We start from the raw sequence: 26,119 nt of genomic DNA on the forward strand, positions 1-26,119 counted from the left end.
CCTGTCCTGGCTGCTACGTTCCCCTGTCGGGCTGCCTGCGCGCGACGACCCTGGAGTGTCTGGTTTGATCGTTTTCCGTTATCTGTCCCGTGAGGTCATGATCACAATGAGCGCCGTGAGTGCCGTGCTCCTGGTGATCATCATGAGCGGGCGCTTCATCAAGTATCTGGCCCAGGCGGCGTCCGGCATCCTGGACCCCGGCGTGCTGTTCATGATCATGGGCTTCCGCCTGCCGGGCTTCCTGCAACTGATCCTGCCGCTGGGCCTGTTCCTGGGCATCCTGCTGGCGTATGGGCGGCTGTACCTGGAAAGCGAGATGACCGTGCTTTCCGCCACCGGCATGAGCCAGCAGCGCCTGTTGGCCATCACCCTGGCTCCGGCGACGCTGGTCGCCCTGCTGGTGGCGTGGTTGAGCCTGAGCCTGGCTCCGCAGGGCGTTGCCCAGGTCGCCACGATCATCAACCAGCAGGACGCCATGACCGAATTCGACACCCTGGTGCCCGGTCGCTTCCAGGCGTTGCGCGATGGCACGCGGGTCACCTACACCCAGAGCCTCTCGGAAAACCGCGTCGATCTCAGCGGCGTGTTCATTTCCGAGAAGCGCATGTCCCAGGACAAGGCCAAGGACCGCGGGATCTCCGTGCTGGTGGCTGAAAAGGGCCGCCAGGAAGTGCGCGCCGACGGCAACCGCTACCTGATCCTGGAAAACGGCTTCCGCTACGACGGCAATCCGGGCGAGGCCAACTACCGCGCCATCCAGTACGACACCTATGGCGTGCTTCTGCCCAAGCCCGACGTGAGCAGCGACATCACCGACCGCGAAGCCATCCCCACCGGCGAGCTGTGGGGCAGCACCGATCCACGGCCGCGCGCCGAGTTGCAGTGGCGCCTGTCACTGCCGGTGCTGGTATTCATCGTGACCTTGATGGCGGTCCCGTTGTCACGGGTCAACCCGCGCCAGGGACGCTTCCTCAAACTGCTGCCGGCGATCCTCCTGTACATGGCCTACCTGACTCTGCTCATCGCCGCGCGTAGCGCCATGGAAAAAGGCCGCCTGCCTGCAGCACTGGGCATGTGGTGGGTGCACGTGCTGTTCCTGGCCATCGGCCTGCTGCTGATGTACTGGGAACCGATGAAGCTGGCCCGTGCCAGCCGTCGCGCCAAGGGGGTGACCCATGGTCAAGCTTGATCGCTACATCGGCAAGAGCGTGGCGGTCGCCATCCTCGCGGTGCTGGGCATCATTCTCGGGCTGGCTTCGCTGTTCGCCTTCATCGACGAAATGGGCGACATCAGCGACAGCTACACCTTGTTCGATGCCGGCAAGTACGTTGCCCTGACCGCGCCGCGGCGGGTCTACGACATGCTGCCGATGGCGGCTTTGATCGGCTGCCTGATCGGCCTCGGCAGCCTGGCCAGCAGCAGCGAGTTGACCATCATGCGTGCGGCGGGCGTCTCGGTGGGGCGCATCGTCTGGGCCGTGATGAAGCCGATGCTGGTGCTGATGGTGGTCGGCGTACTGGTGGGCGAATACGTCGCCCCGCCGGCAGAGAACAAGGCTCAGGCCGAGCGCTCGCTGGCCCTGGGCAGTGGCGATGCGCAAAGCGGCAAGCACGGCATGTGGCACCGCCAGGGTGACGAGTTCATCCACATCAACACGGTGCAGCCACGCGGCCTGCTGTACGGGGTGACGCGCTACCGTTTCGATGATCAGCGCCACATGCTCAGCGCCAGCTTTGCCCGCAAGGCGCAATACGACGGCGATCACTGGCAGTTGAGCGAGGTCACCACCACGCTGTTTCACGCCGATCGCAGTGAAGTGGTCAAGGCTCCCGAGGAGCGCTGGGATGTTTCCCTGACACCTCAGTTGCTCAGCACCGTCATCGTCGCACCCGAAGCGTTGTCCATCTCCGGGCTGTGGGGATACATCCACTACCTGGCCGACCAGGGCCTCAACAACGGTCAGTACTGGCTGGCGTTCTGGGTCAAGGTGCTGCAGCCGCTGGTAACGGCGGCATTGGTGTTGATGGCCATCTCCTTCATCTTCGGTCCATTGCGCTCGGTCACCCTGGGCCAGCGCGTGTTCACCGGTGTGCTGGTGGGCTTCGTGTTCCGCATTGCCCAGGACCTGCTCGGGCCTTCGAGCCTGGTGTTCGGCTTTCCGCCGCTACTGGCGGTGGTGTTGCCTGCGGCGATCTGCGCGGTGGCGGGACTCTGGCTGCTGCGACGCGCCGGCTAGCGCCTGGCGGTCACCTTCGAACCGGCCCTCAGTGGCCGGTTTTTTCTTTGGCAACCCGCACGACCTGGCTACGTGAACCCAAGTCGTGCCAGGTGCGCTGGCGGCGCTCCATCAGCATCCACCACCAACCGAGCCCCAGGCACAGCCAGGACAGCAGTGCCAGCACGAAGCGCAGCAGCGCCTGGCCGAGGCTGACGGTGCTGCCGTCGACGTTCTGCACGCGAATGCCCCAGGCCTGCATACCCAGGGTCTGTCCGCCATGGGTCCAGAAACGAGCGAAGAAGGCGAACGACAGGCCTGTCAGCAGCAGCGACAGCCATGGATCGCGATCCAGCGCACCCGCCTCGGAAAGGACGCGCAGACGGGCCTCACCGTACCAACCCATCTGGGCCAGCTTGTACAGCGCGGCGGCAGCCATCAGCAGCGCCAGACACAGGATCAGGTCGTAGGTCGCTGCGGCCAGGCGCCGAGCCAGGCTCGCCGGTATCGGCTGCAGGTTGTGCGCTGCAATGGGCGCCATCGAAGATCCTTGGGCAGAATTGGCCGGTCACGTCGGCCGAGCGGCCACAAAAAAACCCCAGGCTATCAGCGCTGGGGCTTTTCGGCGACGCTCGAATCAAGCCTCGGCTTGAACCTCGTCAGCCTGCAGGCCTTTCTGGCCCTGCACGGCAACGAAGGTGACCTTCTGGCCTTCCTTCAGGCTTTTGAAGCCGTTGCCCTGAATGGCGCGGAAGTGTACGAACAGGTCCGGGCCGCTCTCAGGGGTGATGAAACCAAAACCTTTTTCGTCGTTGAACCACTTGACGGTACCGCTTTGACGATTCGACATAGCTTAATTTCCTTGAAACCTAGAATTATTAACAGCGTCTTTCACATGAAAGAGTACTGGGCTGATTTGCAGGAAAGTAAGAGACGTCGAACGGGTTGTAGCAATGATCAGAGCTACTGCCCAGGTCACGATCCAAGCGACCCATGCAAACACAGTGGAGAAACTTTACGCTAACTTCAGCGAGAAAAACAAGCCCTCGCAACCTGCGCATTTCGAGCTTTTTTTGCCGCATTTCAGGCCGTATCCGCCGCGTTGCTCCACGATCGTGCACGACGCTGTATTCCCTTGACGCCAATGGATTCAAGCAGTGGCAATCATGGGCCGAAGTGCGGTGGAACCATGACGCTTTATAGACGCGTCATAGTTTTTATCTACCAGCAGCGACTGTTTGCGCACTCGCAGGGATATCCGGTCTTTCATTCACCCACGATAATAGCGTTGAGCAACGAAGGGCATCTTGGCAACTTTCAAGGGCACGGGCTTGCCACGCACGATGGCCTGCAGTTCGTTATCCAAGGCAGCGGCGCTGGCGTCGACGTAGCCCATGGCAACCGGCGCGTCCAGTGTCGGGCCGAACCCGCCGCTGCACACGCGGCCGACTTCCACTCCTTGAGCGTTGATGATCGACGCACCTTCGCGCACTGGAGTGCGATCCTGCGGCAGCAGGCCGACGCGCTTGCGTGCAACGCCTTCGCGTTGCTGGGCAAAGATGATGTCAGCACCTGGGAAGCCACCGGCGCGCGCACCCTCGGCACGGCGCGCCTTGGAGATGGCCCACAGCAAACTGGCCGCAATCGGTGATGTCTCGCTGTCCATGTCATGGCCATACAGGCACAGGCCCGCCTCCAGGCGCAGCGAATCGCGTGCGCCCAGGCCGATCGGTTCCACTTCAGGCTCGGCCAGCAGGGCGCGCGCAAGCGCTTCTGCCTCGCTGCTGGGCACGGAAATCTCGAAGCCGTCTTCGCCGGTGTAGCCCGAGCGACTCACGTAGCACTCAACGCCCAGCAGCTTCACGCTGGCGAACTGCATGAAGGTCATGTCTGCGACTTCCGGCGCCAGGCGTGCCAGCACCGTTACCGCTGCTGGCCCCTGCAGTGCCAAAAGCGCACGTGCGTCGAACAACGCCTCGATTTCGCAGTGACCGTGCAGATGGCGTTGCAGATGGGCAAGGTCCTGATCCTTGCAGGCGGCGTTGACCACCAGCAGCAAGGTGTCGTTGCCCAGGTTCGCCACCATCAGATCGTCGAGAATGCCGCCTTGTTCATTGGTGAACATGGCATAGCGCTGCATGCCCACGGGCAGGTCGATGATGTCCACCGGCACCAGCGTCTCCAGTGCCTTGGCGGCATCGGCGCCGGTCAGGCGAATCTGGCCCATGTGCGACACGTCGAACAACCCGGCCTGGGCACGGGTGTGGCGGTGCTCCTTCATCACGCCCAGCGGATACTGCACCGGCATGTCGTAACCGGCGAACGGCACCATGCGCGCGCCCAGTTCCAGGTGCAGCGCGTGCAGGGGTGTTTTTTGCAAAGTGGCATCGGACATTGTTTGTTCCTTGCGAGGCAGGGCGCGCAGCGATCAACGCCGCGCGCCGCAGTCGTCACGCTTGCTGATAGGCTTCGATGGAAGGGCAGGCGCACACCAGGTTGCGATCGCCGAAAACGTTGTCGACCCTACCTACAGGTGGCCAGTACTTGTTTTCCTGCAGCGTCGGCAGCGGGTAGACAGCCTGTTCGCGGCTGTAGGCGTGGCTCCACTCACCGACCAGTTCGGCGGCGGTGTGCGGCGCGTTTTTCAGCGGGTTGTCTTCGCGATCCAGACGGCCTTCCTCGACGGCGCGAATCTCTTCGCGGATCTGGATCATGGCGTTGCAGAACCGATCGAGTTCTTCCAGCGACTCGCTTTCGGTCGGTTCGATCATCAAGGTACCTGCCACCGGGAACGACATGGTCGGGGCATGGAAGCCGAAGTCGATCAGGCGCTTGGCGACGTCGTCGACGCTGATGCCGCTGCTGTCCTTGAGCGGGCGTACGTCGAGGATGCACTCGTGGGCCACCAGTCCGTTGCTGCCGGCATAAAGGATCGGGTAGTGCTGTTCCAGGCGCCGGGCAATGTAGTTGGCGTTGAGGATGGCCACCTGGGACGCACGCTTGAGACCGTCGCCGCCCATCATGCGAATGTACATCCAGGTGATCGGTAGGATGCTGGCGCTGCCGAACGGCGCCGCGCAGACCGCACCCTGTTTGCGCTCCAGCGCGGCATGGCCGGGCAGGAACGGCGCGAGGTGCGCTTTCACGCCAATCGGCCCGACACCTGGGCCGCCACCGCCATGGGGAATGCAGAACGTCTTGTGCAGGTTCAGGTGGGACACGTCGCCGCCGAACTTGCCTGGAGCGCACAGGCCGACCATGGCGTTCATGTTGGCGCCATCGATGTACACCTGGCCACCGTGGTCATGAATGATCGCGCAGATCTCGCGGATGCCCTCCTCGAACACGCCGTGGGTGGACGGGTAGGTGATCATCAGTGCGGCGAGCTTGTCACCGTGCTCGATGGCCTTGGCGCGCAGGTCTTCGATGTCGACGTTGCCGCGTGCATCGCAGGCGGTGACCACCACGCGCATCCCGGCCATGTGCGCGGTCGCCGGATTGGTGCCGTGCGCCGAGGATGGAATCAGGCAGATGTCGCGGTGCGCTTCGCCACGGCTCTGATGGTAGGCACGAATGGCCAGCAGGCCGGCGTATTCACCCTGGGAGCCGGCGTTGGGCTGCAGTGAAACGGAGTCGTAGCCGGTGGCAGCGCACAGCATGCTCTCCAGCTCGTCGGTCAGTAACTGATAGCCCCGGCTCTGCGCGGCCGGTGCGAAAGGGTGCAACTGGCCGAACTCGGCCCAGGTCACCGGGATCATTTCGCTGGCGGCATTGAGCTTCATGGTGCAGGAGCCCAGTGGGATCATGGTGCGATCCAGGGCCAGGTCTTTGTCGGCCAGGCGGCGCAGGTAGCGCATCAGCTCGGTTTCCGAGTGATAGCGATTGAACACCGGATGCTGCAGGATCGCCGACTGGCGCAGCAGCGGCTCGGGCAGTTGATCGCCGACCTCATTGGCCAGGGTCTGGAACACCACCTGCGTGCTTGCGTTGTGGAACAGCTGCCACAAGGCTTCCACGTCGGCCTGGCGGGTGGTTTCGTCCAGCGAGATGCCCACGCGCTGCGCGTCGACTTCGCGCAGGTTGATGCCTGCAGCCCGGGCCTGCTCGTGCAGGCGCTCGGTCGCGCTGCCGGTGGCCAGGGTCAGGGTGTCGAAGAAATGTTGCTGCTCCACGCGCACGCCCAATTGGGTCAGGCCACGCGCCAGGATGGCGGTGAGCTGGTGGGTGCGTCGTGCGATCTGGATCAGGCCGGCCGGGCCATGGTAGACCGCGTACATGCTGGCGATGTTGGCCAGCAGCACCTGGGCCGTGCAGATGTTGCTGGTGGCCTTCTCGCGACGGATGTGCTGTTCACGGGTCTGCATGGCCAGGCGCAGCGCGCTCTTGCCATGGCGATCCACCGACACGCCGACCAAACGCCCAGGCATGTCGCGTTTGAAGCTGTCACGGGTGGAAAAGTACGCCGCGTGTGGGCCACCGAAACCCAGTGGCACGCCAAAACGCTGGGCGCTGCCGATGGCGACGTCGGCACCGAATTCGCCCGGAGGGCTGAGCAGCGTCAGGGCGAGCAGGTCAGCCGCCACGGCTACCAGGGCATTGCCGGCATGAAAGCGCTCTACCAGTTCACGGTAGTCGAAAATGTCGCCGTTGCTGGCGGGATACTGCAGCAGAGCGCCGAAGAAGCCGTCGGTGTCGGCGAGCTCATGCTCGTCGCCGATGACCACGTCGATACCCAGCGGCTCGGCGCGGGTGATCAGCACGGCCAGGGTCTGTGGATGGCAATGGCTGGAGGCGAAGAAGCGCTGGCTGTTCTTGTTCTTGCTCAGCCGTTTGCAGAAGGTCATGGCCTCGGCGGCGGCGGTCGCTTCATCGAGCAACGAGGCATTGGCGATGGGCAGTCCGGTCAGGTCGCTGATCAGGGTCTGGAAGTTGAGCAGCGCCTCCAGACGGCCTTGGGAAATCTCCGGCTGATACGGCGTGTAGGCCGTGTACCAGGCGGGGTTCTCCAACAGGTTGCGCAGGATCGGCGCCGGCGTGTGGGTGTTGTAGTAGCCCTGGCCGATGTAGTTCTTGAACAGTTGGTTCTGCTGGGCGATGGCCTTGATCGCGGCAAGGGCATCGGCTTCGCTCTGCCCGGCAGAGAGACCGAGCACGCTGGTGCCCTTGATGCTTTCGGGGATGACGCTGGCGCTCAGGGCATCGAGGCTGTCGAAACCCAGAAAATCGAGCATGGCCTGCTCGTCGGCCGGGCCTGGGCCGATGTGGCGAGCGATGAATTCATTGTCGGTGTGCAATGCAATGGCGCGAGTCATGGTGGGTCCTCAGCCTTGGGCGGCGATCAGGTTGTCGTAGGCGGTCTGGTCGAGCAAGGCGCGAACCTGTTCGAGGTCGTCGGGAATGAACCGGAAGAACCAGCCCTGGGCCAGTGGGTCCTGGTTGACCAGTTCCGGAGCCGCATCGAGTGCCGCGTTGACTTCGACGATCTCGCCATCCAGGGGCATGTTGATGCTGCTGGCGGCCTTCACCGATTCCAGCACCGAAACCTCGGCATCGCGCGCATGGCGGGCCAGTTCGGGCAACTGCACGAAAACCACGTCGCCCAAAGCATTCTGGGCAAATGGGGTGATACCGACCGTGACGCTACCGTCGGCTTCGAGGCGCAGCCATTCGTGTTCGACGGTGAAACGCAACTCGCTCATGGAAACTCCGCAGTGATTTGGGGTTCAGCAATGAGGGTTACTTAGCAAGATGGTTGCCAGATTTCCCAAAGTCACAGCCTGCAAGGGCTCCAGGCAAATCACACCCATCAAGGATCGCAACGGTTGTAACGAAAACACTACGCAACACCCAGACCAGCAAACTTCCTGATTCCCCTGTAGGAGCGGCGCGAGCCGCGTCGGCGGTAGACGCGGTCTATTGCATGGACCCAGGCGAGCCCGGACGCGGCTTGCGCCGCTGCTACAGAAGTCGTATCGAATTACGTACGCTGTATTGAAATAGATACAGTCCGGTTCGGCTGAGGTATCAGCTCGCGCCACCGATTCCATACTTGCGCAACCGGTTGGCGATGGCCGTGTGGGATGTCAGTAAACGGCTGGCCAGTTGCCGGCTGGATGGATAACTGGGGTACAGCTTTTCCAGAAGTGCTTTTTCGTAGGCGCCAACGGCCTGCTCCAGGCTGACGACGTCGCCGTCGTTGCGTCGACTCACGCTGGTGCCGGCAATGTCCAGATCGCCGATGTCGACTGTGTTGCTTTCGCAGACGGCGGCTGCGCGAAAGATCACGTTCTGCAACTGCCGAACGTTGCCCGGCCAGCGGTTGCCCAGCAGGGCCGGATAGGTGCTCGTCGTCAGTCGGCACATCGGTCGCTGAATCTGCGTGCAGGCCTGCTGCATGAAATAACGGGCCAACAGCAGGATATCCTCGCCGCGCTCGCGCAGGGGTGGCACGTTCAGGTTGAGCACGTTCAGGCGGTAGAACAGATCTTCGCGGAAGGCGCCTTCGGCCACCATCTGCTCCAGATTGCGGTGGGTGGCGCTGAGGATGCGTACGTTGACCTTGACCTCACGGTCGCCGCCTACCCGGCGAAAGCTGCCATCGTTGAGGAACCGCAGCAGCTTGGCCTGCAGGTACGGCGACATTTCGCCGATTTCGTCGAGAAACACCGTGCCTTGGTGGGCTAGTTCCATCAGCCCCGGCTTGCCACCGCGCTGGGCGCCGGTGAACGCGCCGGGGGCATAGCCGAACAGCTCGCTCTCGGCGAGGTTTTCCGGCAGGGCGGCGCAGTTGAGCGCCAGGAACGGCGCGCCGTGGCGCGCGCTGACGGCATGGCAGGCCCGCGCCACCAGCTCCTTGCCCGTGCCCGTCTCGCCTTGGATCAACAGCGGCGCATCCAGCGCCGCAACACGTTGCGCCCGGGCCTTGAGCGCACGGATCGGTGCAGAGTCGCCCAGCAGCGAATCGAACCCTTCGGCGTGGTCGTGGTGCAGGGCGGCCAGTCGCTCACCCATGCGGTTGGGCGGGTATAGCGTCAGCAGGGCACCGGCGTCGGTGATGGGTGTGGCATCGAGCAACAGCGTCTGGCCATTCAGGTTGACCTCGCGCAGTGGCAGGCGGAACCCTTGTTCGAGCAAGGCGCCGAGCAAGGCAGGATCGGCGAACAGGTCCGCCACCGACTGTCCGGCGGGCTCGCGGCCGTACAGCTCGACCAAAGCCGGGTTGGCCAACAGCACATTGCCGGCACTGTCCAGTGCCAGCACTGGATCGCCCATGGCGGCCAGCAAGGCTTCAAGCTGCAGGTGCCGGCGTTGTCCTGGAAGAATATCGACCACGCGCACGTCCTCCACACCCCGCACCCGGAACAGCGCATCGTGCAGTTCTTCCAGCACCAGCGGGCTGAGGGTCGGTGCGTCGATATAGACGTTGGGTGGGACCATCTCGACTGCGTCGAGGTTGAGGTTGCGCGCCCCCAACAGGGCCAGCACTTCCTGGGTGATGCCGACACGGTCGATGAAGCTGACGTGGATACGCATGGGGTCTCGAGCATTCCGGACAGCGGAGGGACGCAGTATGCCTTGCCATCGCGCAAAGCTGTAGCACCTACGCGGGCGTGCTCAGTGCTGGGGGTTGATGCGTTCGGGCCGCGACCAGATCCACAGGTTGACCAGCACCATGCCGGAGATCGCCGCGTACACCGGCCAGTGCTGCTTGAGGGTAAACCACATGAGCACTGAACAGAGGACCATGCTGACGGTTGCGCTGACCTTGGTTCGACGGGTTATGACCTTGCCATTGCGCCAGTTCCGCAACATCGGGCCGAACAGCTTGTGGTTCTCCAGCCAGGCGCTCAGCCGCGGTGAGCTTTTGGTCGCCGCCCACGCGGCCAGCAGGATGAACTCGGTGGTGGGCAACCCCGGCACCACGATGGCGATCAACCCGATGATCAGGCTGGTATAGGCCAGCAGGCCGTAAAGCACGCGGGCCAGCTTTGAGGGGAGCGGGCGAGGGTTGTCCATGAGTTCCATACAGTGGGGGTCAGGCCGGCGCCGTTTCCTTGTGGTCGGCGTAGGTGTGTTGCAGCAGCACCTGCAAGCGCGCAAACGCATCGTTGGCCGCCTGATCAGCTTGCGCTTCTTCAGCCGCGCTGAACGGCAGGGCGTCGAAGATCGCGTTGAAGGCTTTCCAGCCTTTGCCGCGTCCGCCCTCGGGTTCGGCCAAATGGCGAGCACCGAAACTGGCGGTGTAACCCAAGGCGTTAGCCCGTTTGATCAGGATGGCGGCGCCGAGTTTAGACCCTTCGGAGACGCGAATCCAGGTGAGTGCCGTGGCCTGACTGGGCTCGCTGAGGGCGCCCGGAACAGGTTGCGGAATGGCCACGCCCAGATCGATCAGATCGGCCTTGGCTGCCTCTGCGCGGCAGCGCTCGGGCAGATCGGGAAACAAGGCGATCAGGGCCGGGTCGTTGTACAGGTGTTGCAACTCGGATTGGAACAGGTACTGCATCTGCAGAAAGCGCGCATAGCTTTGCGGCGTATCGAATGGCGCGTAGCGGGCCACGGTATTTTCCAGGCTGTCGTGCAACGCCTGGCTGATCGCGCGCAAGCGGGCGGAGCGCAGTGGGGCGAGGTCCTGAGTGTGCTCGGTGACGGTCATTGCGAGTTCCTTGAAAAATGCGGTGCTGTTTAGACGAGACGAATCAACTCACAGCGGACCGTAAAAAAATCCCACCACAGGGGCAGCGGTTATCTGCCCCTACAGTGCCATTATCAGATGTCCCAAACCAGATTGATCGCGAAATTACGACCGGGAGCAGTGAGGCGGTCGAGGTTGGCGGGTGATGTCACCGCCGCTTCGCCCACGCCGTCATAACTGCGCACGTCGTCCCATAGCCAGTATTTCTTGTCGGTGAGGTTGTACAGGCCGGCGTTGACCGTGACGTCGTCGGTGACCTTGTAGTAACCGGCCAGGTCGAGGATGCCGAAGCCAGGCGTTTTGAACACACCGCTGCCGTCCGGCGACTTGAACGCGCTGCTGTCCACTCGGTTCTGCCGCTTGACCAGTGTCCAACTGAGCAGGCCACCATACTGCTGCTGCTCGTAGCCCAGGCCGAATACGCCCTTGAGCGGATTGACGCTGTTGATCGGTTGGCCGTTGTCTTCGTTCTTGCCATGGGCGTACGCGATGGAGCCCTGGCTGTAGAGACCTTGCGGTGCACCGAAGCTGTCCAGGTTCAAGCGGCCCTTGAGCTCGACGCCCTTGATGGTGGCATGCTTGATATTGTTGCTTTGGAACACGGCGGACGTCGCCCCGGGGCTGACCGCATCCTCGTTGATGAAGTCGCGGTACTGGTTGTAGAACACCGCGATATCGAAGGTGCCTGCCTCGAACTTGCCGCGTAGGCCGGTTTCATAACTTCTGCTTTTTTCCGGTTCCAGATCCGGATTGGGCTGGACCGTATAGCCTGCGCCAAGGTTTTCGAAGCGTCCATAAAGCGCCTTGGCCGAAGGTGTGCGGAAGCCTTCGGCGTACTGCCCATACCAGGTGTAGTGGTCATCGAAGTCGTAGGTCACGCCCAGCGTGGGTGACAACCGGTGCCAGTTCCGGTCGTTGTCGGCCACGGTGTACTCGCCAGTGGGGTTGACCGTGCGCAGGAACTCATCGGTCAGGCGGGGCTTGAGCTGGGTGTAGTCATAGCGGGCGCTGGGTCGCAAGGTCCACTGGTTCCAGCGAATCTCGTCCTGAGCGAACAGGCTGTAGGTGTTGATGGTCGGGTCGGGGAAGTCGCTGGATTTGACCAGGCGATCGGCCGCGCTGTCGGCGCCGATGGCTCGGCAACTGCCCATCACGGTCAAGCAGGTCCCGTAGCCGCTGCGTGAGCCGGTAACCTTCTGCTGGCGTATGTTGGTGCCGTAGGTCAGCAGGTGATCGGTTTGTCCCAACTCAAAGGCCTTGTCCAGTTGCAGGTCGAACACCCACTGGCGCTCTTTGTAAAAAGTGTCACGCGCTCGCAACACATCGCGCGCGCGCGGGACGACATAGTGCTCTTCGGTGTGCTGGTCGGTCTTGGCGATCTGGTAGTTCAAGCTCCACTTGATGTGATCGGCCACGACGCTGTCCAGCTCGAAGTCGTGATTCAAGCCGAAGCGCTCGCGGGTGATGGTGTCATTGCCACCGCGCGATTGATAGAAGTTCAGCGGCCTGCCATTTGCATAGGGGCCGCCATAGGCACTTTTCAGATCGACATCGCGGTCGTCCTTGTAATTTTCGTAGGTGAGCCCGAATCGAGCATCGTCGGCGTAGTTCCAGCCCAGCTTGGCCAGGACATTGGTCGAGCGCACGTCCTTGGGGTCGGCTGCGGTGCGGCTCAGCCCTGTGCTGGTATGGTCGCCGTAGGATTCGGTCTCGTGGCCACTGCGCTGGCTCAGATGCAAGAGGGCATCGACGTCACCCGAACGGCCGGCCACGGTGGCCGAGTTCAGCCAGCTTTCGTCTGCCGAACTGTAACCGGTCTTCAGGCGTGCGCCGACATCCTTGCCGGGCTTGATGATGTCTTCCGGGTCCAGGGTGTAGTAGCTGACCACCCCACCGATGGCACTGCTGCCGTAGAGCGACGACGCCGGCCCGCGCAGGATTTCCACACGCTTGACGATTTCCGGGGCGACGTAATTGCGCTCGGTTTGCGCATAGGGGCCGTTGAAGAAGCTGTCCGGCACCTCGACGCCATCGACCTGGGTGAGCACACGGTCGCCGTCGATACCACGAATGTTGTAGCCGGTAAGGCCGCTGCGCAAACCGGTGCCGCCTGCGGAGACGCCCGGTTCGTAACGCACCAGGTCCTGAAGGGTGTTGACGTTGTCACGGTCCAGCTGCGTGCGGCCCTGGACGCTGACGGTACTCGGGACGCTGTTGGCGCTTTGTTCCTGGCGTGTGGCGCTGACGGTCATCTGTTGCAGGGCGATCACGGCGCCCGGCGAGCTGCGCTCGAGTACAACGTTGTTGGCGCTGATTTTCCGGTAGCGCAAGGGTGTCCCTGCGAGCAGCCGATCCAGTGCCTGTTCCGGCGTCAGGTTACCGCGCGCACCGGGTGAAATGACGTCCTGGGCAAGCTCGGCGGGCAGTCCGACTTGCCAGCCCGTCGTGGTGCTGAAGCCGTTCAAGGCCGACGCCAGAGTCTGCCGAGCGATGCTGAAGGCGTGATTGACGCTGATGCGGGCGCTGTTCGGTGTCAGCTCCGCAGCGCTGCCTACGGCAGGCACGGCGGCCACCAGCAGGGCAGCGGTGAGCACCGAGTGGTGAAACTGAGGACGAGTGAAACCTTTGGACATCGAAAGCGCTCCCTGTCGCGTGTCGTTATAGTGTTACCGATCCGAATGCGAATCAGTTGCATTGGCTATGACTAGACGGATGGGGAAGCGCTACAGCGTAAAAATAATTATGCGGTGTCTCGGTCCGTGGATATGACGTATCCGTCAGTTCAGGATGACCAGCGCCGGAAACTCCCGCACCTGTGCCGACGTCACCTGAGCCAACGAGCGAACCACTTCGAGCGGGTTGTCCAGGCGGTAATTGCCGGTCACTGCCACCTGCTCAAGCTTCTTGTCGGTGTTGATGATCCACCCCGGGTAATAGCGCCGAAGTTCGGCAAGTACCTCGCCCATTGGGCAATTCTCGAAGATCAAACGGCCCTGGACCCAGGCCAGATCCTTCTGTGGATCGAGCCGCTCACGCGTGCCGAATCCCCTGGGGCCGATGCGTATGCTGTCGCCGGCGTTCAGGCGCACCGTCTCGTCGTGGCTGGCGCTGAGGTCGACGTTGCCGCGCTGCACCCGCACTTGCGCCTGGCCATCGTGGTAGCTCACGGCGAAGGCACTGTCGAGCACATCGGCACGCACCGGGCCTGCTTGCACCTTCAGGGGTTGTCGGCGGCTGGGAGGCACCTCGAAAAAAGCTTCGCCTTCGTACAGGCGTGCGCTGCGTTGCCGGGTGTCGATGCGGCTGGAGAAGGCCGAATCGGTGTTGAGCAGTACCTTGGAACCGTCTTCCAGTTGCAGGTGTTGCCGTTCGCCGACCTGGGTCAGATGAGCGGCCTGTACGCGCAGCGGCAGGTGGGTGAAATTCAATACGCCTACCACCAGCATTGCGGCGGTAGCCAGTGGTTTCCAATGCCGACGCCAGGCCGGCAGTCGGCGCCGCGTTTGCAGGGCGACGGCGGCCTGGTGAATCGGCGCGCCGTGCCATACCGCGCGGGCCTGCTCGAATGCCGCGGCATGTTCGGGGTCGGCCAGCAGCCAGGCCTCGAATGCCCTTTGCTCGGTGGGGTCGGTGCAAGGCTGGGCAATCAACCAATCGATGGCTTGCTCCATGGCAGGCGTCGGTGGCGCTCGCTCTGGTAGATGCTGCCGATTCACGGATGCTCCTCCAGGCGCTGGGCGACACCGATGCAGATCGCCATGATCAATTTCAATTCCTTTTGCACGGTGCTTGCCGAGACGTGCAGCTCATCGGCAATTTCCACATAACTGCTGCCATGCACTCGGCTCAGGATGAAAATCCGCTGCTGGCGCGGCGTCAGTCGAGCCAGGCTCACGGTCAGCCTGGCCAGAAGCCGCTCAGCATGGGCGACCTCGTCCGGACTGCTGGCCACTGCTGCAATGCTTTGTAGCACGTCGAGGGGCACATCTTCGACCATGGTTCGCTCGTGCACCCGCCGTGAGCGCAGATAATCCAGGGCCAGATTGCGTGCTGTCTGAAACACGAAGGGTTCGAGGTGCTCGATGCGTCGCTCACCCAGGGCACGATTCACCCTCAGGTAGGTTTCCTGAAGCAGGTCTTCGGCGGTGCTGGGGTTGCGTACCATGCGCTGAAGGGTTCGCAGCAGACTCAAGCGTTGGGAGAGGAAAACGGAATTGAAGCGTGATTGACTCACGGAATTGCCCGGACGGAAAGCAGAAGATGATAATGCTTCTCATCTGTGCGCCTGGTCAAGTCGCTATCTTTGCAAGAGGTATCGCGGCTGGAAACGGCATCCACCGTATCCAGCCGCTATGGCGCCTTACTTGGCGTTGATCAGCGCCAGGCAGTTGTCCAGCATGCGGTTCGAGAAGCCCCACTCGTTGTCGTACCAGGCCATGACCTTGACCAGCTTGCCGTTGACCTTGGTGTGGTTGGCATCGAAGATCGACGACAGCGGATTGTGGTTGAAGTCGGTGGAAACCAGCGGCAGGGTGTTGTAGCCCAGCACCTTGGATTGCTCGGCCGCGGCATGCATCAGCGCATTGATCTCGTCGCGGCTGGCTTCGCGCGAAAGGTTCAAGGTCAGGTCGACCAGCGAGACGTTGATCACCGGCACGCGCACCGCCATACCGGTCAACTTGCCGGCCAGCTCCGGCAGCACCAGGCCAACGGCTTCGGCAGCGCCGGTCTTGCTGGGGATCATCGATTGGGTCGCCGAGCGGGCGCGGTAGGGGTCGCTGTGGTACACGTCGATCAGGTTCTGGTCGTTGGTGTAGGCGTGGATGGTGGTCATCAGGCCCTGCTCGATGCCCAGCTCGCGGTGCAGCACCTGGGCCACCGGGGCCAGGCAGTTGGTGGTGCAAGAAGCGTTGGAGATCACTTCGTGGGACTGACGCAGCACGTCGTGGTTGACGCCATACACCACGGTGGCATCGGCGCCCTTGGCCGGTGCCGAGATGATCACCTTGCGCGCGCCGGCCGTCAGGTGCGCGGCAGCCTTTTCACGGTCGGTGAACAGGCCGGTGCACTCGAACACCACGTCGATGTTCTCGGCCTTCCACGGCAGTTCCGCCGGGTTGCGGATGGCACTGACCGAGATGCGGTCGCCATTCACCGTGAGGCCTTCCTTGTCGTGCTCGACCGTGCCGTCGAAGGTGCCATGCACCGTGTCGTACTTGAGCAGGTGGGCGTTGATCGCGCTGTCACCCAGGTCGTTGATGGCGACGACCTGCAGGTCCTGGCGGTAGCCTTGGGTATAGAGTGCCCGCAGGACATTGCGGCCGATGCGGCCAAAACCGTTGATTGCTATGCGAATGGTCATGAGTGATTCCTGTGATCAGATTGGGTGATTCCCCTTGGATCAGGTCCGGGCAAGCAGGTCACGTAATCTGTTTTGTTGTTGGAATTACAAGATTATTCGCATAGAAATAGAAAACAAGCCTTTTTAGTGGCAATATTTTGTTCTATCTACAACGAGTGACCGGTACAACCCTTCCTTCACATCGATTCTTGCCTGCAGGGCTTTGAGCCCTGACATGGGTCGTAGTTCGGACAGAGTGTTGCAGAGGTCGCCCCCAAAGCCTGGAGTTCTTCACATGCATCCCCGCGTCCTTGAGGTCACCCAACGGCTGATTGCGCGTAGCCAAGCTACCCGCAAGCACTACCTGCAACTGATCGACAGCGCCGCCAGCGACGGGCCCATGCGCGGCAAGCTGCAGTGTGCGAACTTTGCCCACGGAGTAGCGGGGTGCGGCACCGAAGACAAGCACCAACTGCGCATGATGAATGCGACCAACATCGCAATCGTTTCGTCATATAACGACATGCTCTCGGCGCACCAGCCCTACGAAACCTACCCGGAGCAGCTCAAGCAGGCGTTGCGCGAGATCGGCTCGGTCGGCCAGTTCGCCGGTGGCGTGCCGGCCATGTGCGATGGCGTGACCCAGGGCGAGGCCGGCATGGAACTGAGCCTGGCCAGTCGTGAAACCATCGCGCTGTCCACGGCCGTGGCCTTGTCCCACAACATGTTCGATGGCGCCCTGATGCTCGGCATCTGCGACAAGATCGTCCCGGGCCTGATGATGGGCGCGCTGCGCTTTGGCCATCTGCCGATGATCTTCGTCCCCGGCGGGCCGATGCCGTCGGGCATCTCCAACAAGGAGAAGGCCGATGTTCGCCAGCGTTATGCCGAGGGCAAGGCGAGCCGTGAAGAATTGCTCGAATCAGAGATGAAGTCCTACCACAGTCCGGGCACCTGCACGTTCTACGGCACGGCCAACACCAACCAGTTGCTCATGGAAGTGCTGGGGTTGCACCTGCCGGGGGCCTCGTTCGTCAATCCCAACACACCGCTGCGCGATGCGCTGACTCACGAGGCGGCCCATCAGGTGACACGCCTGACCAAGGCCAACGGCGAGTTCACGCCCATCGGCCGCATCGTCGATGAAAAGTCGCTGGTGAATTCGATCGTCGCCCTGCACGCGACGGGCGGTTCGACCAACCACACCCTGCACATGCCGGCGATCGCCATGGCTGCGGGCATCATCCTGACCTGGCAGGACATGGCCGATTTGTCCGAAGTGGTGCCCACCCTGTCCAATGTCTATCCAAACGGCAAGGCTGACATCAACCATTTCCAGGCAGCTGGCGGCATGGCTTTCCTGATTCGCGAGTTGCTCGCAGCGGGCCTGTTGCACGAGGACGTGAACACGGTGGCCGGTCATGGCCTGAGCCGCTATACCCGCGAACCGTTTCTGCAAGAGGGCCGGCTGGTCTGGCGCGAGGGTCCCGAGGCGAGCCTCGACGAAACCATCCTGCGCCCCGTGGCACGGCCTTTCTCGGCCGAGGGTGGATTGCGCGTGATGGAAGGCAATCTGGGTCGGGGCGTCATGAAAGTGTCTGCCGTGGCGTTGGCGAACCAAGTAGTGGAGGCGCCGTGCCGCGTGTTCCAAGACCAGCAGGAGCTGGCCGATGCGTTCAAGGCCGGCGAACTGGAAAAGGATTTCGTCGCGGTCATGCGCTTCCAGGGGCCGCGCTCCAACGGCATGCCGGAACTGCACAAGATGACGCCTTTTCTCGGCGTGCTGCAGGATCGCGGCTTCAAGGTCGCGCTGGTCACCGACGGGCGCATGTCCGGCGCGTCCGGCAAGATTCCCGCCGCGATTCACGTCAGTCCCGAGGCGGCCAGCGGTGGCCCGTTGGCCTTGGTGCGCGATGGCGATATCATCCGGGTCGACGGTGTCGAAGGTACCTTGCAGGTACGCGTCGATGCCCAGACGCTGGCCAGCCGCACCCCGGCGGTCGGCACCTTGGCCAATGGCGTAGGGTGCGGGCGTGAACTGTTCGGGTTCATGCGCCAAGCCTTCAGCTCGGCCGAGCAAGGCGCCAGTGCCTTCACTTCGGGGTTGGAGATTTTGCGATGACACTCGCCCTTATCGGCGACATCGGCGGTACCAACGCACGTTTCGCCCTCTGGGAAAACGATGCACTGCATTCGGTTCGGGTCTTCCCCACGGCAGACTACACCAGCCCCGAGCACGCCATCGGCGTGTACATGGCCGACCTCAAGCTGCAGAAGGGCGACATCGGCGCCGCGTGCCTGGCGGTAGCGGGCCCGGTGGACGGTGACGAGTTCCGCTTCACCAACAGCCATTGGCGCCTGAGCCGCAAGGCGTTCTGCGCAAGCCTGCAGATCGGGCACCTGCTGCTGATCAATGACTTCACCGCCATGGCGTTGGGCATGACCCGTCTACAGCCCGATGAATACCAGCTGGTCTGCGAGGGCGAAGCGGATCCCGCACGTCCGGCAGTGGTCATCGGCCCAGGCACGGGGCTGGGCGTGGGCACGTTGATCGCCCTGCGCAACGGCTGGATGGCATTGCCGGGTGAGGGCGGCCATGTCGACCTGCCCGTCGGCAGCGCGCGCGAAGCCCAACTGCGCGCGCACATCGAAGCGCAGATCGGTCACGTCAGCGCCGAGACGATTCTCAGCGGTGGTGGGTTGTTACGGTTGTATCAAACTGTGTGCGAAGTGGACGGCCACACGCCTTCCTGCACTTCGCCTGCGGAGGTTACCAATGCCGGGCTTGCCGGCGACCCCGTCGCTCGGGAAACCCTGGAGCAATTCTGCCGCTTCCTGGGCAGGGTGGCGGGCAACAACGTGCTGACCGTGGGTGGTCGGGGCGGCGTGTACATCGTCGGTGGCGTGATCCCGCGCTTTCTCGACATCTTCATGCAAAGCGGTTTCGCCGAGAGCTTCGCCGACAAGGGCTGCATGAGCGATTACTTCAAGGGCATCCCGGTGTGGGTGGTCACGGCCGAGTTCTCCGGGCTGTTGGGTGCAGGCGTGGCCTTGCAACAGGCGCAGGCTTGAGCGTTTAATCAGCCCTTGAAAAAAGCCGGGCGTATCGACCCGGCAATGACAACAAGGACGCCCACGTGAGCACTGTCGGCAAATCGATCCTGCTGGTCGATGACGATCAGGACATCCGCGAACTGCTGGACACCTACCTTAGCCGCGCCGGTTTCGCCGTGCGCACCACGGCCGATGGCGCGGGCTTTCGCGAAGCGCTTGGCGCCGAGGTCGGCACCGACCTGGTGATTCTCGACGTCATGCTGCCCGACGAAGATGGCTTCAGCCTGTGCCGCTGGATCCGCCAGCATCCGCGCATGGCCCAGGTGCCGATCATCATGCTGACCGCCAGCTCCGACGAAGCCGACCGCGTGATCGGCCTCGAGCTGGGAGCCGATGACTATCTGGGCAAGCCGTTCAGCCCGCGCGAGCTGCAGGCGCGCATCAAGGCGTTGCTGCGACGCAGCCAGTTCGCCAGCGAGCGCAGTGGCGAAGTACTCGGCTTCGACGACTGGCGGCTGGATACCGTCAGCCACCGCCTGTTTCACACCGACGGGGAAGAGGTGTTCCTGTCCGGTGCCGACTTCGCCTTGCTCAAGCTGTTCCTCGACCATCCGCAGCAGATCCTCGACCGCGATACCATCGGCAACGCCACTCGCGGGCGCGAGCCGATGCCGCTGGATCGCATCGTCGACATGGCGGTCAGCCGCCTGCGCCAACGCCTGCGCGACAATGACAAACCCTCGCGGCTGATCCGCACGGTACGTGGTAGCGGCTACTTGCTGGCGGCCCACGTTGCGCCTGTTTAAGCCGCGCTCACTGCTGGGTCGCATGCTGTTGCTGACACTGCTGGCGGTGCTGCTGGCGCAGGGCTTGTCCAGCGTCATCTGGCTGTCGCAGCTGCGTGCCACCCAGCTCGAAGGGTTGGTGACCAGCGCCCGCAGCCTGGCCCACTCGATGGCGGCCAGCGTCAGCTATTTCCGCTCCTTGCCACTGGCCTATCGGCCGCTGGTCCTGGATCAGCTGCGCAGCATGGGCGGTACGCGCTTTTTCGTTTCGCTCAACGACAAGCCACTGGGTATGCAGCTGCTCGAATCGACCGCGCGCAAGACTGCAGTGATCGATGCAGTTTCTGCAGTGCTCCGCACCCAGCTGGGCGTCGACGTGGATATCTCGGTGGCCTTCGTCAGCCCCGACGACCTGCGCATCTTCAATAGCGGCCTGAAGCTCGACGAGCTGCCGCGCTCCTGGGCGCACTACGCCTTGACCCTGGAACCGGTCAACCCGCCGGTGCTGGTCACCCAGATTCGCCTGGGACCCACCGAATGGCTGTACATCGCTTCGCTGTTGCCCGAACCCTATACCACGCTCGAGGAAGAGGGCCTGCCTGCCCAGCAGATCTGGTTCATCGCCCTGACCAGCGGGTTCCTGCTGCTGTTCATTGGCGTGCTCGTGCACTGGCAAAGCCGGCCCCTGAAACGCCTGGCCCGCGCCGCACGCGAGCTGTCGCTGGGCGAGGTGAGCAACGAACCGCCCATGGACGGCGGTGGCAGCGAGGTGGTGGAAGTGGCGCGTGCGCTGAATGCCATGCGCGAGCGCATCAGCCGCTACCTGACCGAGCGCAGCCAGCTGTTCAGTGCGATTTCCCACGACTTGCGCACGCCCATCACGCGCCTGCGGCTGCGCGTCGAACTGCTCGACGATCCAGCCCTGGAAGCCAAGTTCGGCCGTGACCTGGACGAGCTGGAATTGCTGGTCAAGGGCGCGCTGCAATGCGTCAAAGACACCGACATCCACGAAAACATCGAACGGGTCGATCTCGATCAGGTACTCGACTGCCTGGTAGAGCCCTATCTGGCGCCGCACGGCAACGGCCGAGTGACCCTGGAAGGCAAGGCGCGCCGGGCTTATACCGGCAAGCCGCTGGCGATCAAGCGCTGCATCGGCAATCTGATCGACAACGCACTCAAGTACGGCGACCGCGCGCACTTGTCCATCCATGACGACGCCGAGGCCTTCGTGTTGTACGTCGACGACGAAGGCCCTGGGGTGCCGGAGCAACGGCTGCAGAAAGTCTTCGAGCCGCACTTTCGTCTGGCCGGCACTCAGCAGGGCTACGGCCTGGGCCTGGGCATCGCACGCAATATCGCCCACAGCCATGGCGGCGAGGTGACCTTGCAGAATCTTCCGGCTGGCGGGTTGCGCGTGACGTTGGTGTTGCCACGCAAGGCGGTGTGAGACGTTCATGCGTGCTCACGCCAGCCGATCGAATGTCACCAGTCGGTGACATTTCCCCATCCCTTCGTTACCTGCGCCCCTGTGGCGATGTTTACACTCTCATGCAACGCAAGCATCAGACTTGCATCTGCATAACAACAAAAAAGGATGTCCCATGAACTCGCTCTCCCGCCTCGCCATCGTCGTTTCCCTTGCCTCCGTGTTCCCGCTCAGTGCCCTGGCTGCCGACTCCAAAGGTTCGGTCGAAGTGGTGCATTGGTGGACGTCCGGCGGTGAAAAAGCAGCAGTCGACGTGCTCAAGGCGCAGGTGGAGAAAGACGGTTTCACCTGGAAAGACGGCGCCGTGGCCGGCGGCGGCGGTTCCACCGCAATGACCGTGCTCAAGAGCCGCGCCATGGCTGGCAATCCTCCTGGCGTTGCCCAGATCAAAGGCCCCGACATCCAGGAATGGGGCAGCACCGGGCTGCTCAGCACCGAAGCCCTGAAGCAGGTTGCCGTGGATGAGAAGTGGGACAGCCTGTTGGTCAAGAAGGTGTCTGACACCGTCAAGTACGACGGCGAGTATGTGGCCGTTCCCGTGAACATCCACCGGGTGAACTGGCTGTGGATCAACCCCGAGGTGTTCAAGAAAGCTGGTATCGAAAAGGCGCCGACTACCCTCGAAGAATTCTATGCAGCCGGCGACAAGCTCAAGGCCAAGGGCTTCATCGCGCTGGCCCATGGTGGTCAGCCATGGCAGGACAGCACCGTGTTCGAAGACGTGGTGTTGTCGGTCATGGGCGCAGACGGCTACAAGAAAGCCTTCGTCGACCTCGATGAGAGCACCCTGACGGGTGAACAGATGGTCAAGGCGTTCACCGAGCTGAAGAAGGTCGCAACTTACATGGACCCCAACCGTGCCGGGCGTGACTGGAACATCGCGGCTGCCGACGTCATCAATGGCAAGGCCGGCATGCAGATGATGGGCGACTGGGCCAAGTCCGAGTGGACCGCGGCAGGCAAGGTGGCCGGCAAGGATTACCAGTGCGTGGCCTTCCCCGGCACCGAGAAAGCCTTCACCTACAACATCGACTCGCTGGCCGTGTTCGAACTCAAGAACAAGGACGACATGGCCGCGCAGCAAGACCTGGCCAAGGTTGCACTGGGCACCGACTTCCAGAAAGTCTTCAGCATGAACAAGGGTTCGATCCCGGTACGTACCGACATGCTCGCCGAGATGGACAAGTTGGGCTTCGACGCCTGCGCCCAGACGGCGGCCAAGGACTTCCTGGCCGACGACAAGACCGGCGGCCTGCAGCCGAGCATGGCGCACAACATGGCGACGACGCTGGCGGTGCAGGGCGCGATCTTCGATGTGGTGACCAACTACATCAACAATCCCCAGGCTGATCCGCAGAAGGCCGCCTCGCAGCTGGCCAAGGCCATCAGTTCGGCCAAGTGAACATCAGGCTGACACACCCAGCCCTGTAGCACCGGCGCAAGCCGGGTCCCGATCGCCGCCGTTGCATCATGCATTCGCGGCGCTGCCGGACGCGGCTAGCGCCGCTGCTACACACTATCCAACGAAGCGGACATCTCAACATGAGCTCAACTGCTGTCATGCGCAGGGCTTCGCCCCTGGACGCCCTGCAGCGCTGGCTGCCCAAGCTGGTGCTGGCACCGAGCATGCTGATCGTGCTGGTCGGCTTCTACGGCTACATCCTGTGGACCCTGGTGCTGTCCTTCACCACTTCAAGCTTCATGCCCAACTACAAGTGGGCGGGCCTTGCGCAGTACGCGCGGCTGATGGACAACGATCGCTGGTGGGTCGCGAGCAAGAACCTCGCGGTCTTCGGTGGCCTGTTCATTTTCATCAGCCTGGTGCTGGGGGTATTCCTGGCAGTGCTGCTGGACCAGCGCATTCGCCGCGAAGGCTTCCTGCGCACCATCTACCTGTATCCCATGGCGCTGTCGATGATCGTCACCGGTACCGCCTGGAAGTGGCTGCTCAACCCGGGCATGGGCCTGGACAAACTGCTGCGCGACTGGGGCTGGGAAGGCTTTCGCCTGGACTGGCTGGTTGACCAGGACCGGGTGGTCTACTGCCTGGTGATCGCGGCCGTTTGGCAGGCCTCGGGCTTCGTCATGGCGCTGTTCCTGGCCGGCCTGCGTGGCGTCGACCAGTCGATCATTCGCGCCGCCCAGGTGGACGGCGCCAGCCTGCCCACCATCTACCTGCGCATCGTCCTGCCGAGCCTGCGTCCGGTGTTTTTCAGCGCCTTCATGATTCTTGCGCACATCGCCATCAAGAGCTTCGACCTGGTAGCTGCGATGACGGCGGGAGGGCCGGGCTACTCGTCGGACCTTCCCGCGATGTTCATGTACGCCTTCACCTTCAGCCGGGGCCAGATGGGGCAGGGGTCGGCCAGCGCCATGCTGATGCTCGGCGCGATCCTGGCCATCCTGGTGCCCTACCTGTACTCCGAACTGCGGGGCAAACGTCAATGAACCCTATGACCGGCAAACCGGCCCTGACCTTCAGTCGCGTGGCGATCTACGCCGTGCTGCTGCTGGCCGCGGCCATCTACCTGGTGCCGCTGGTGGTGATGCTGCTGACCAGCTTCAAGACACCCGACGACATCCGCACCGGCAACCTGCTGAGCCTGCCGGAAGTGTTCACTGCCATCGGCTGGGTCAAGGCCTGGGGTTCGGTGGGCGGGTACTTCTGGAACTCGGTGATGATCACCGTTCCTGCCGTGCTGATCTCCACCTTCATCGGTGCCATGAACGGCTATGTGCTGTCGATGTGGAAGTTTCGCGGCTCGCAACTGTTCTTCGGCCTGCTGCTGTTCGGCTGCTTCCTGCCGTTCCAGACCGTACTGTTGCCGGCGTCATTCACCCTGGGCAAGTTCGGCCTGGCCAACACCACCACCGGGCTGGTGCTGGTGCACGTGGTGTATGGGCTGGCATTCACCACGCTGTTCTTCCGCAACTATTACGTGAGCGTGCCGGACGCACTGGTCAAGGCCGCACGCCTGGATGGCGCCGGGTTCTTCACCATCTTCGGCAAGATCCTGCTGCCCATGTCGATCCCGATCGTCATGGTCTGCCTGATCTGGCAGTTCACCCAGATCTGGAACGACTTTCTGTTCGGCGTGGTGTTCGCCAGCGGCGATGCACAGCCGATCACCGTGGCATTGAACAACCTGGTCAACACCAGTACCGGGGTCAAGGAATACAACGTGGACATGGCAGCGGCAATGATCGCCGGCCTGCCGACGCTGTTGGTCTACATCTTCGCTGGCAAGTATTTCCTGCGCGGGCTCACGGCCGGCGCGGTCAAGGGGTAGCAACATGGCAACGCTGGAACTGCGCAACGTAATCAAGACCTACGGCAGCGGCTTGCCGGACACGCTGAAGAACATCGAGCTTTCGATCGACTCGGGGGAATTCCTGATCCTGGTGGGGCCGTCGGGCTGTGGCAAGTCGACCCTGATGAACTGCATTGCAGGCCTGGAGAACATCTCCGGCGGGGCGATCCTGGTCGACGGCGAAGACATCAGCGGCATGAGCCCCAAGGACCGGGACATTGCCATGGTGTTCCAGAGCTACGCGCTGTATCCGACCATGACGGTGCGCGAGAACATCTGCTTCGGCCTGAAGATCCGCAAGATGCCCCAGGCTTCGATCGACGAAGAAGTAGCGCGAGTGGCCAAGCTGTTGCAGATCGAGCATCTGCTCGAACGCAAGCCCGGCCAGCTCTCCGGTGGCCAGCAGCAGCGTGTGGCGATGGGGCGCGCACTGGCGCGGCGGCCCAAGATCTACCTGTTCGACGAGCCGCTGTCCAACCTCGACGCCAAGCTGCGGGTGGAGATGCGCACCGAGATCAAGTTGATGCACCAGCGCCTGAAGACCACCACGGTCTACGTGACCCACGACCAGATCGAGGCCATGACCCTGGGTGACAAGGTGGCGGTGATGAAGGACGGCATCATCCAGCAGTTCGGCACGCCGCAGCAGATCTACAACGATCCGGCCAACCTGTTCGTGGCCAGCTTCATCGGCTCGCCGCCGATGAACTTCATTCCGCTGCGCCTGACCCGCCAGGACGGTCGCCTGGTGGCGCTGCTCGACAGCGGCCAGGCGCGTTGCGAACTGCCGCTGGGCATCGCCGACGCGGGGCTGGAGGATCGCGAGATCATCCTCGGCATCCGCCCCGAGCAGATCGCCCTGGCCAGCGAGCAGGTCACGGGTTTGCCCACCCTGCGTGCCGAAGTGCAGATCACCGAGCCGACCGGGCCGGACACGCTGGTGTTCGTCACCGTGAACCAGACCAAGGTGTGCTGCCGCATGGCGCCGGATGCTGCGCCGGCCATAGGCGCCACCTTGAACCTGCTGCTGGACCCGAGCAAGGTCCTGATTTTCGATGCGGCCAGCGGTGCGCGCCTCGGCGCCACGCGAACCGCGCAGGAAGCTGCACCCTTGGGCAACGTGACCCAGTTCAAAGGACGCTGAATAGCGATATCGGCGGGCGGCCTGTCGCCTGTCATTGGCAAGACTGTACAACACGTCAATAACAATAAAAGAGGAAGAGGGATGAAC

At 62.9% G+C, this 26,119-nt stretch carries 22 protein-coding genes; 10 read left to right on the forward strand and 12 right to left on the reverse strand.

From position 1 onward, the window contains the following. Positions 1-64 precede the first annotated feature (64 nt). Both lptF and lptG read left to right on the forward strand, forming a co-directional pair. On the forward strand, positions 65-1,189 hold the full coding sequence (gene lptF / locus IFT44_RS04800; protein ID WP_122479621.1) for an LPS export ABC transporter permease LptF: 1,125 nt from the start codon (positions 65-67) through the stop codon (positions 1,187-1,189). After that, complete coding sequence (gene lptG / locus IFT44_RS04805) at positions 1,176-2,237, forward strand: LPS export ABC transporter permease LptG (protein ID WP_185794112.1); 1,062 nt, start codon at positions 1,176-1,178, stop codon at positions 2,235-2,237. Before lptF ends, lptG begins: the two co-directional genes overlap by 14 nt. Before the next feature lie 28 nt (positions 2,238-2,265). Here lptG and IFT44_RS04810 read toward each other — a convergent pair whose 3' ends face one another. The 12 genes from IFT44_RS04810 to gap form a co-directional block, all read right to left on the reverse strand. Next, positions 2,266-2,757: an RDD family protein gene (locus IFT44_RS04810; RefSeq protein WP_192137094.1), complete on the reverse strand. Its 492-nt coding sequence runs from the start codon at positions 2,755-2,757 to the stop codon at positions 2,266-2,268. 96 nt (positions 2,758-2,853) lie between these two features. Further along, positions 2,854-3,066 (reverse strand): cold-shock protein, encoded by a 213-nt coding sequence (locus tag IFT44_RS04815; RefSeq protein ID WP_122479618.1) that lies wholly within the window; start codon positions 3,064-3,066, stop codon positions 2,854-2,856. A gap of 420 nt (positions 3,067-3,486) precedes the next feature. Next, positions 3,487-4,611 carry a glycine cleavage system aminomethyltransferase GcvT gene (gcvT, locus tag IFT44_RS04820; protein ID WP_192137092.1) on the reverse strand — a complete coding sequence of 375 codons (1,125 nt, stop codon included), beginning with the start codon at positions 4,609-4,611 and terminating at the stop codon, positions 3,487-3,489. Between the two features lie 55 nt (positions 4,612-4,666). Then, positions 4,667-7,528, reverse strand: a complete 2,862-nt coding sequence (gene gcvP, locus IFT44_RS04825) for an aminomethyl-transferring glycine dehydrogenase (RefSeq protein WP_192104302.1) — start codon at positions 7,526-7,528, stop codon at positions 4,667-4,669. 9 nt (positions 7,529-7,537) lie between these two features. Beyond that, on the reverse strand, positions 7,538-7,915 hold the full coding sequence (gcvH, locus tag IFT44_RS04830) for a glycine cleavage system protein GcvH (protein WP_122479614.1): 378 nt from the start codon (positions 7,913-7,915) through the stop codon (positions 7,538-7,540). 325 nt (positions 7,916-8,240) lie between these two features. Further along, positions 8,241-9,749 carry a sigma-54-dependent transcriptional regulator gene (locus IFT44_RS04835; RefSeq protein ID WP_192104301.1) on the reverse strand — a complete coding sequence of 503 codons (1,509 nt, stop codon included), beginning with the start codon at positions 9,747-9,749 and terminating at the stop codon, positions 8,241-8,243. 81 nt (positions 9,750-9,830) lie between these two features. Then, positions 9,831-10,232 carry a YbaN family protein gene (locus IFT44_RS04840; protein WP_192053506.1) on the reverse strand — a complete coding sequence of 134 codons (402 nt, stop codon included), beginning with the start codon at positions 10,230-10,232 and terminating at the stop codon, positions 9,831-9,833. 19 nt (positions 10,233-10,251) lie between these two features. Further along, on the reverse strand, positions 10,252-10,869 hold the full coding sequence (locus tag IFT44_RS04845; RefSeq protein ID WP_122479612.1) for a biliverdin-producing heme oxygenase: 618 nt from the start codon (positions 10,867-10,869) through the stop codon (positions 10,252-10,254). Positions 10,870-10,982: 113 nt separating this feature from the next. Continuing rightward, complete coding sequence (locus IFT44_RS04850; RefSeq protein WP_192175534.1) at positions 10,983-13,541, reverse strand: TonB-dependent receptor; 2,559 nt, start codon at positions 13,539-13,541, stop codon at positions 10,983-10,985. A 144-nt stretch (positions 13,542-13,685) separates the two neighbouring features. After that, positions 13,686-14,579 (reverse strand): FecR family protein, encoded by an 894-nt coding sequence (locus IFT44_RS04855; RefSeq protein ID WP_192137082.1) that lies wholly within the window; start codon positions 14,577-14,579, stop codon positions 13,686-13,688. A gap of 41 nt (positions 14,580-14,620) precedes the next feature. After that, on the reverse strand, positions 14,621-15,142 hold the full coding sequence (locus tag IFT44_RS04860) for a sigma-70 family RNA polymerase sigma factor (protein ID WP_192175535.1): 522 nt from the start codon (positions 15,140-15,142) through the stop codon (positions 14,621-14,623). A gap of 126 nt (positions 15,143-15,268) precedes the next feature. Next, the gene (gene gap / locus IFT44_RS04865; protein WP_122713527.1) at positions 15,269-16,270 is read right to left on the reverse strand and encodes a type I glyceraldehyde-3-phosphate dehydrogenase; all 1,002 of its coding nucleotides are present in this window, start codon (positions 16,268-16,270) and stop codon (positions 15,269-15,271) included. A 274-nt stretch (positions 16,271-16,544) separates the two neighbouring features. Between gap and edd the strand changes: the two genes are divergently transcribed. The 8 genes from edd (at position 16,545) to IFT44_RS04905 (ending at position 26,032) form a co-directional block, all read left to right on the forward strand. After that, complete coding sequence (gene edd / locus IFT44_RS04870; RefSeq protein ID WP_192104294.1) at positions 16,545-18,371, forward strand: phosphogluconate dehydratase; 1,827 nt, start codon at positions 16,545-16,547, stop codon at positions 18,369-18,371. Beyond that, positions 18,368-19,321: a glucokinase gene (locus IFT44_RS04875; protein WP_192175536.1), complete on the forward strand. Its 954-nt coding sequence runs from the start codon at positions 18,368-18,370 to the stop codon at positions 19,319-19,321. Before edd ends, IFT44_RS04875 begins: the two co-directional genes overlap by 4 nt. Positions 19,322-19,386: 65 nt before the next feature. Continuing rightward, entirely contained in the window at positions 19,387-20,109 is a 723-nt protein-coding gene (locus IFT44_RS04880) for a response regulator (protein WP_122479605.1), read from the forward strand. Between the two features lie 22 nt (positions 20,110-20,131). Further along, positions 20,132-21,538 carry an ATP-binding protein gene (locus IFT44_RS04885; protein ID WP_122479740.1) on the forward strand — a complete coding sequence of 469 codons (1,407 nt, stop codon included), beginning with the start codon at positions 20,132-20,134 and terminating at the stop codon, positions 21,536-21,538. A 154-nt stretch (positions 21,539-21,692) separates the two neighbouring features. Next, on the forward strand, positions 21,693-22,979 hold the full coding sequence (locus IFT44_RS04890; protein ID WP_185794103.1) for an ABC transporter substrate-binding protein: 1,287 nt from the start codon (positions 21,693-21,695) through the stop codon (positions 22,977-22,979). Between the two features lie 140 nt (positions 22,980-23,119). Further along, positions 23,120-24,025, forward strand: a complete 906-nt coding sequence (locus IFT44_RS04895) for a carbohydrate ABC transporter permease (protein ID WP_122479603.1) — start codon at positions 23,120-23,122, stop codon at positions 24,023-24,025. A gap of 5 nt (positions 24,026-24,030) precedes the next feature. Then, a complete protein-coding gene (locus IFT44_RS04900) occupies positions 24,031-24,867 on the forward strand; it encodes a carbohydrate ABC transporter permease (RefSeq protein ID WP_163007624.1) in 837 nt (278 codons plus the stop codon). Positions 24,868-24,871: 4 nt separating this feature from the next. Further along, positions 24,872-26,032, forward strand: a complete 1,161-nt coding sequence (locus IFT44_RS04905; protein WP_122479601.1) for an ABC transporter ATP-binding protein — start codon at positions 24,872-24,874, stop codon at positions 26,030-26,032. The last annotated feature ends 87 nt before the right edge of the window (positions 26,033-26,119 follow it).

The sequence above is a fragment of the Pseudomonas sp. CFBP 13710 genome (assembly GCF_014842235.1).
In the GTDB taxonomy this organism is placed as follows: domain Bacteria; phylum Pseudomonadota; class Gammaproteobacteria; order Pseudomonadales; family Pseudomonadaceae; genus Aquipseudomonas; species Aquipseudomonas baltica.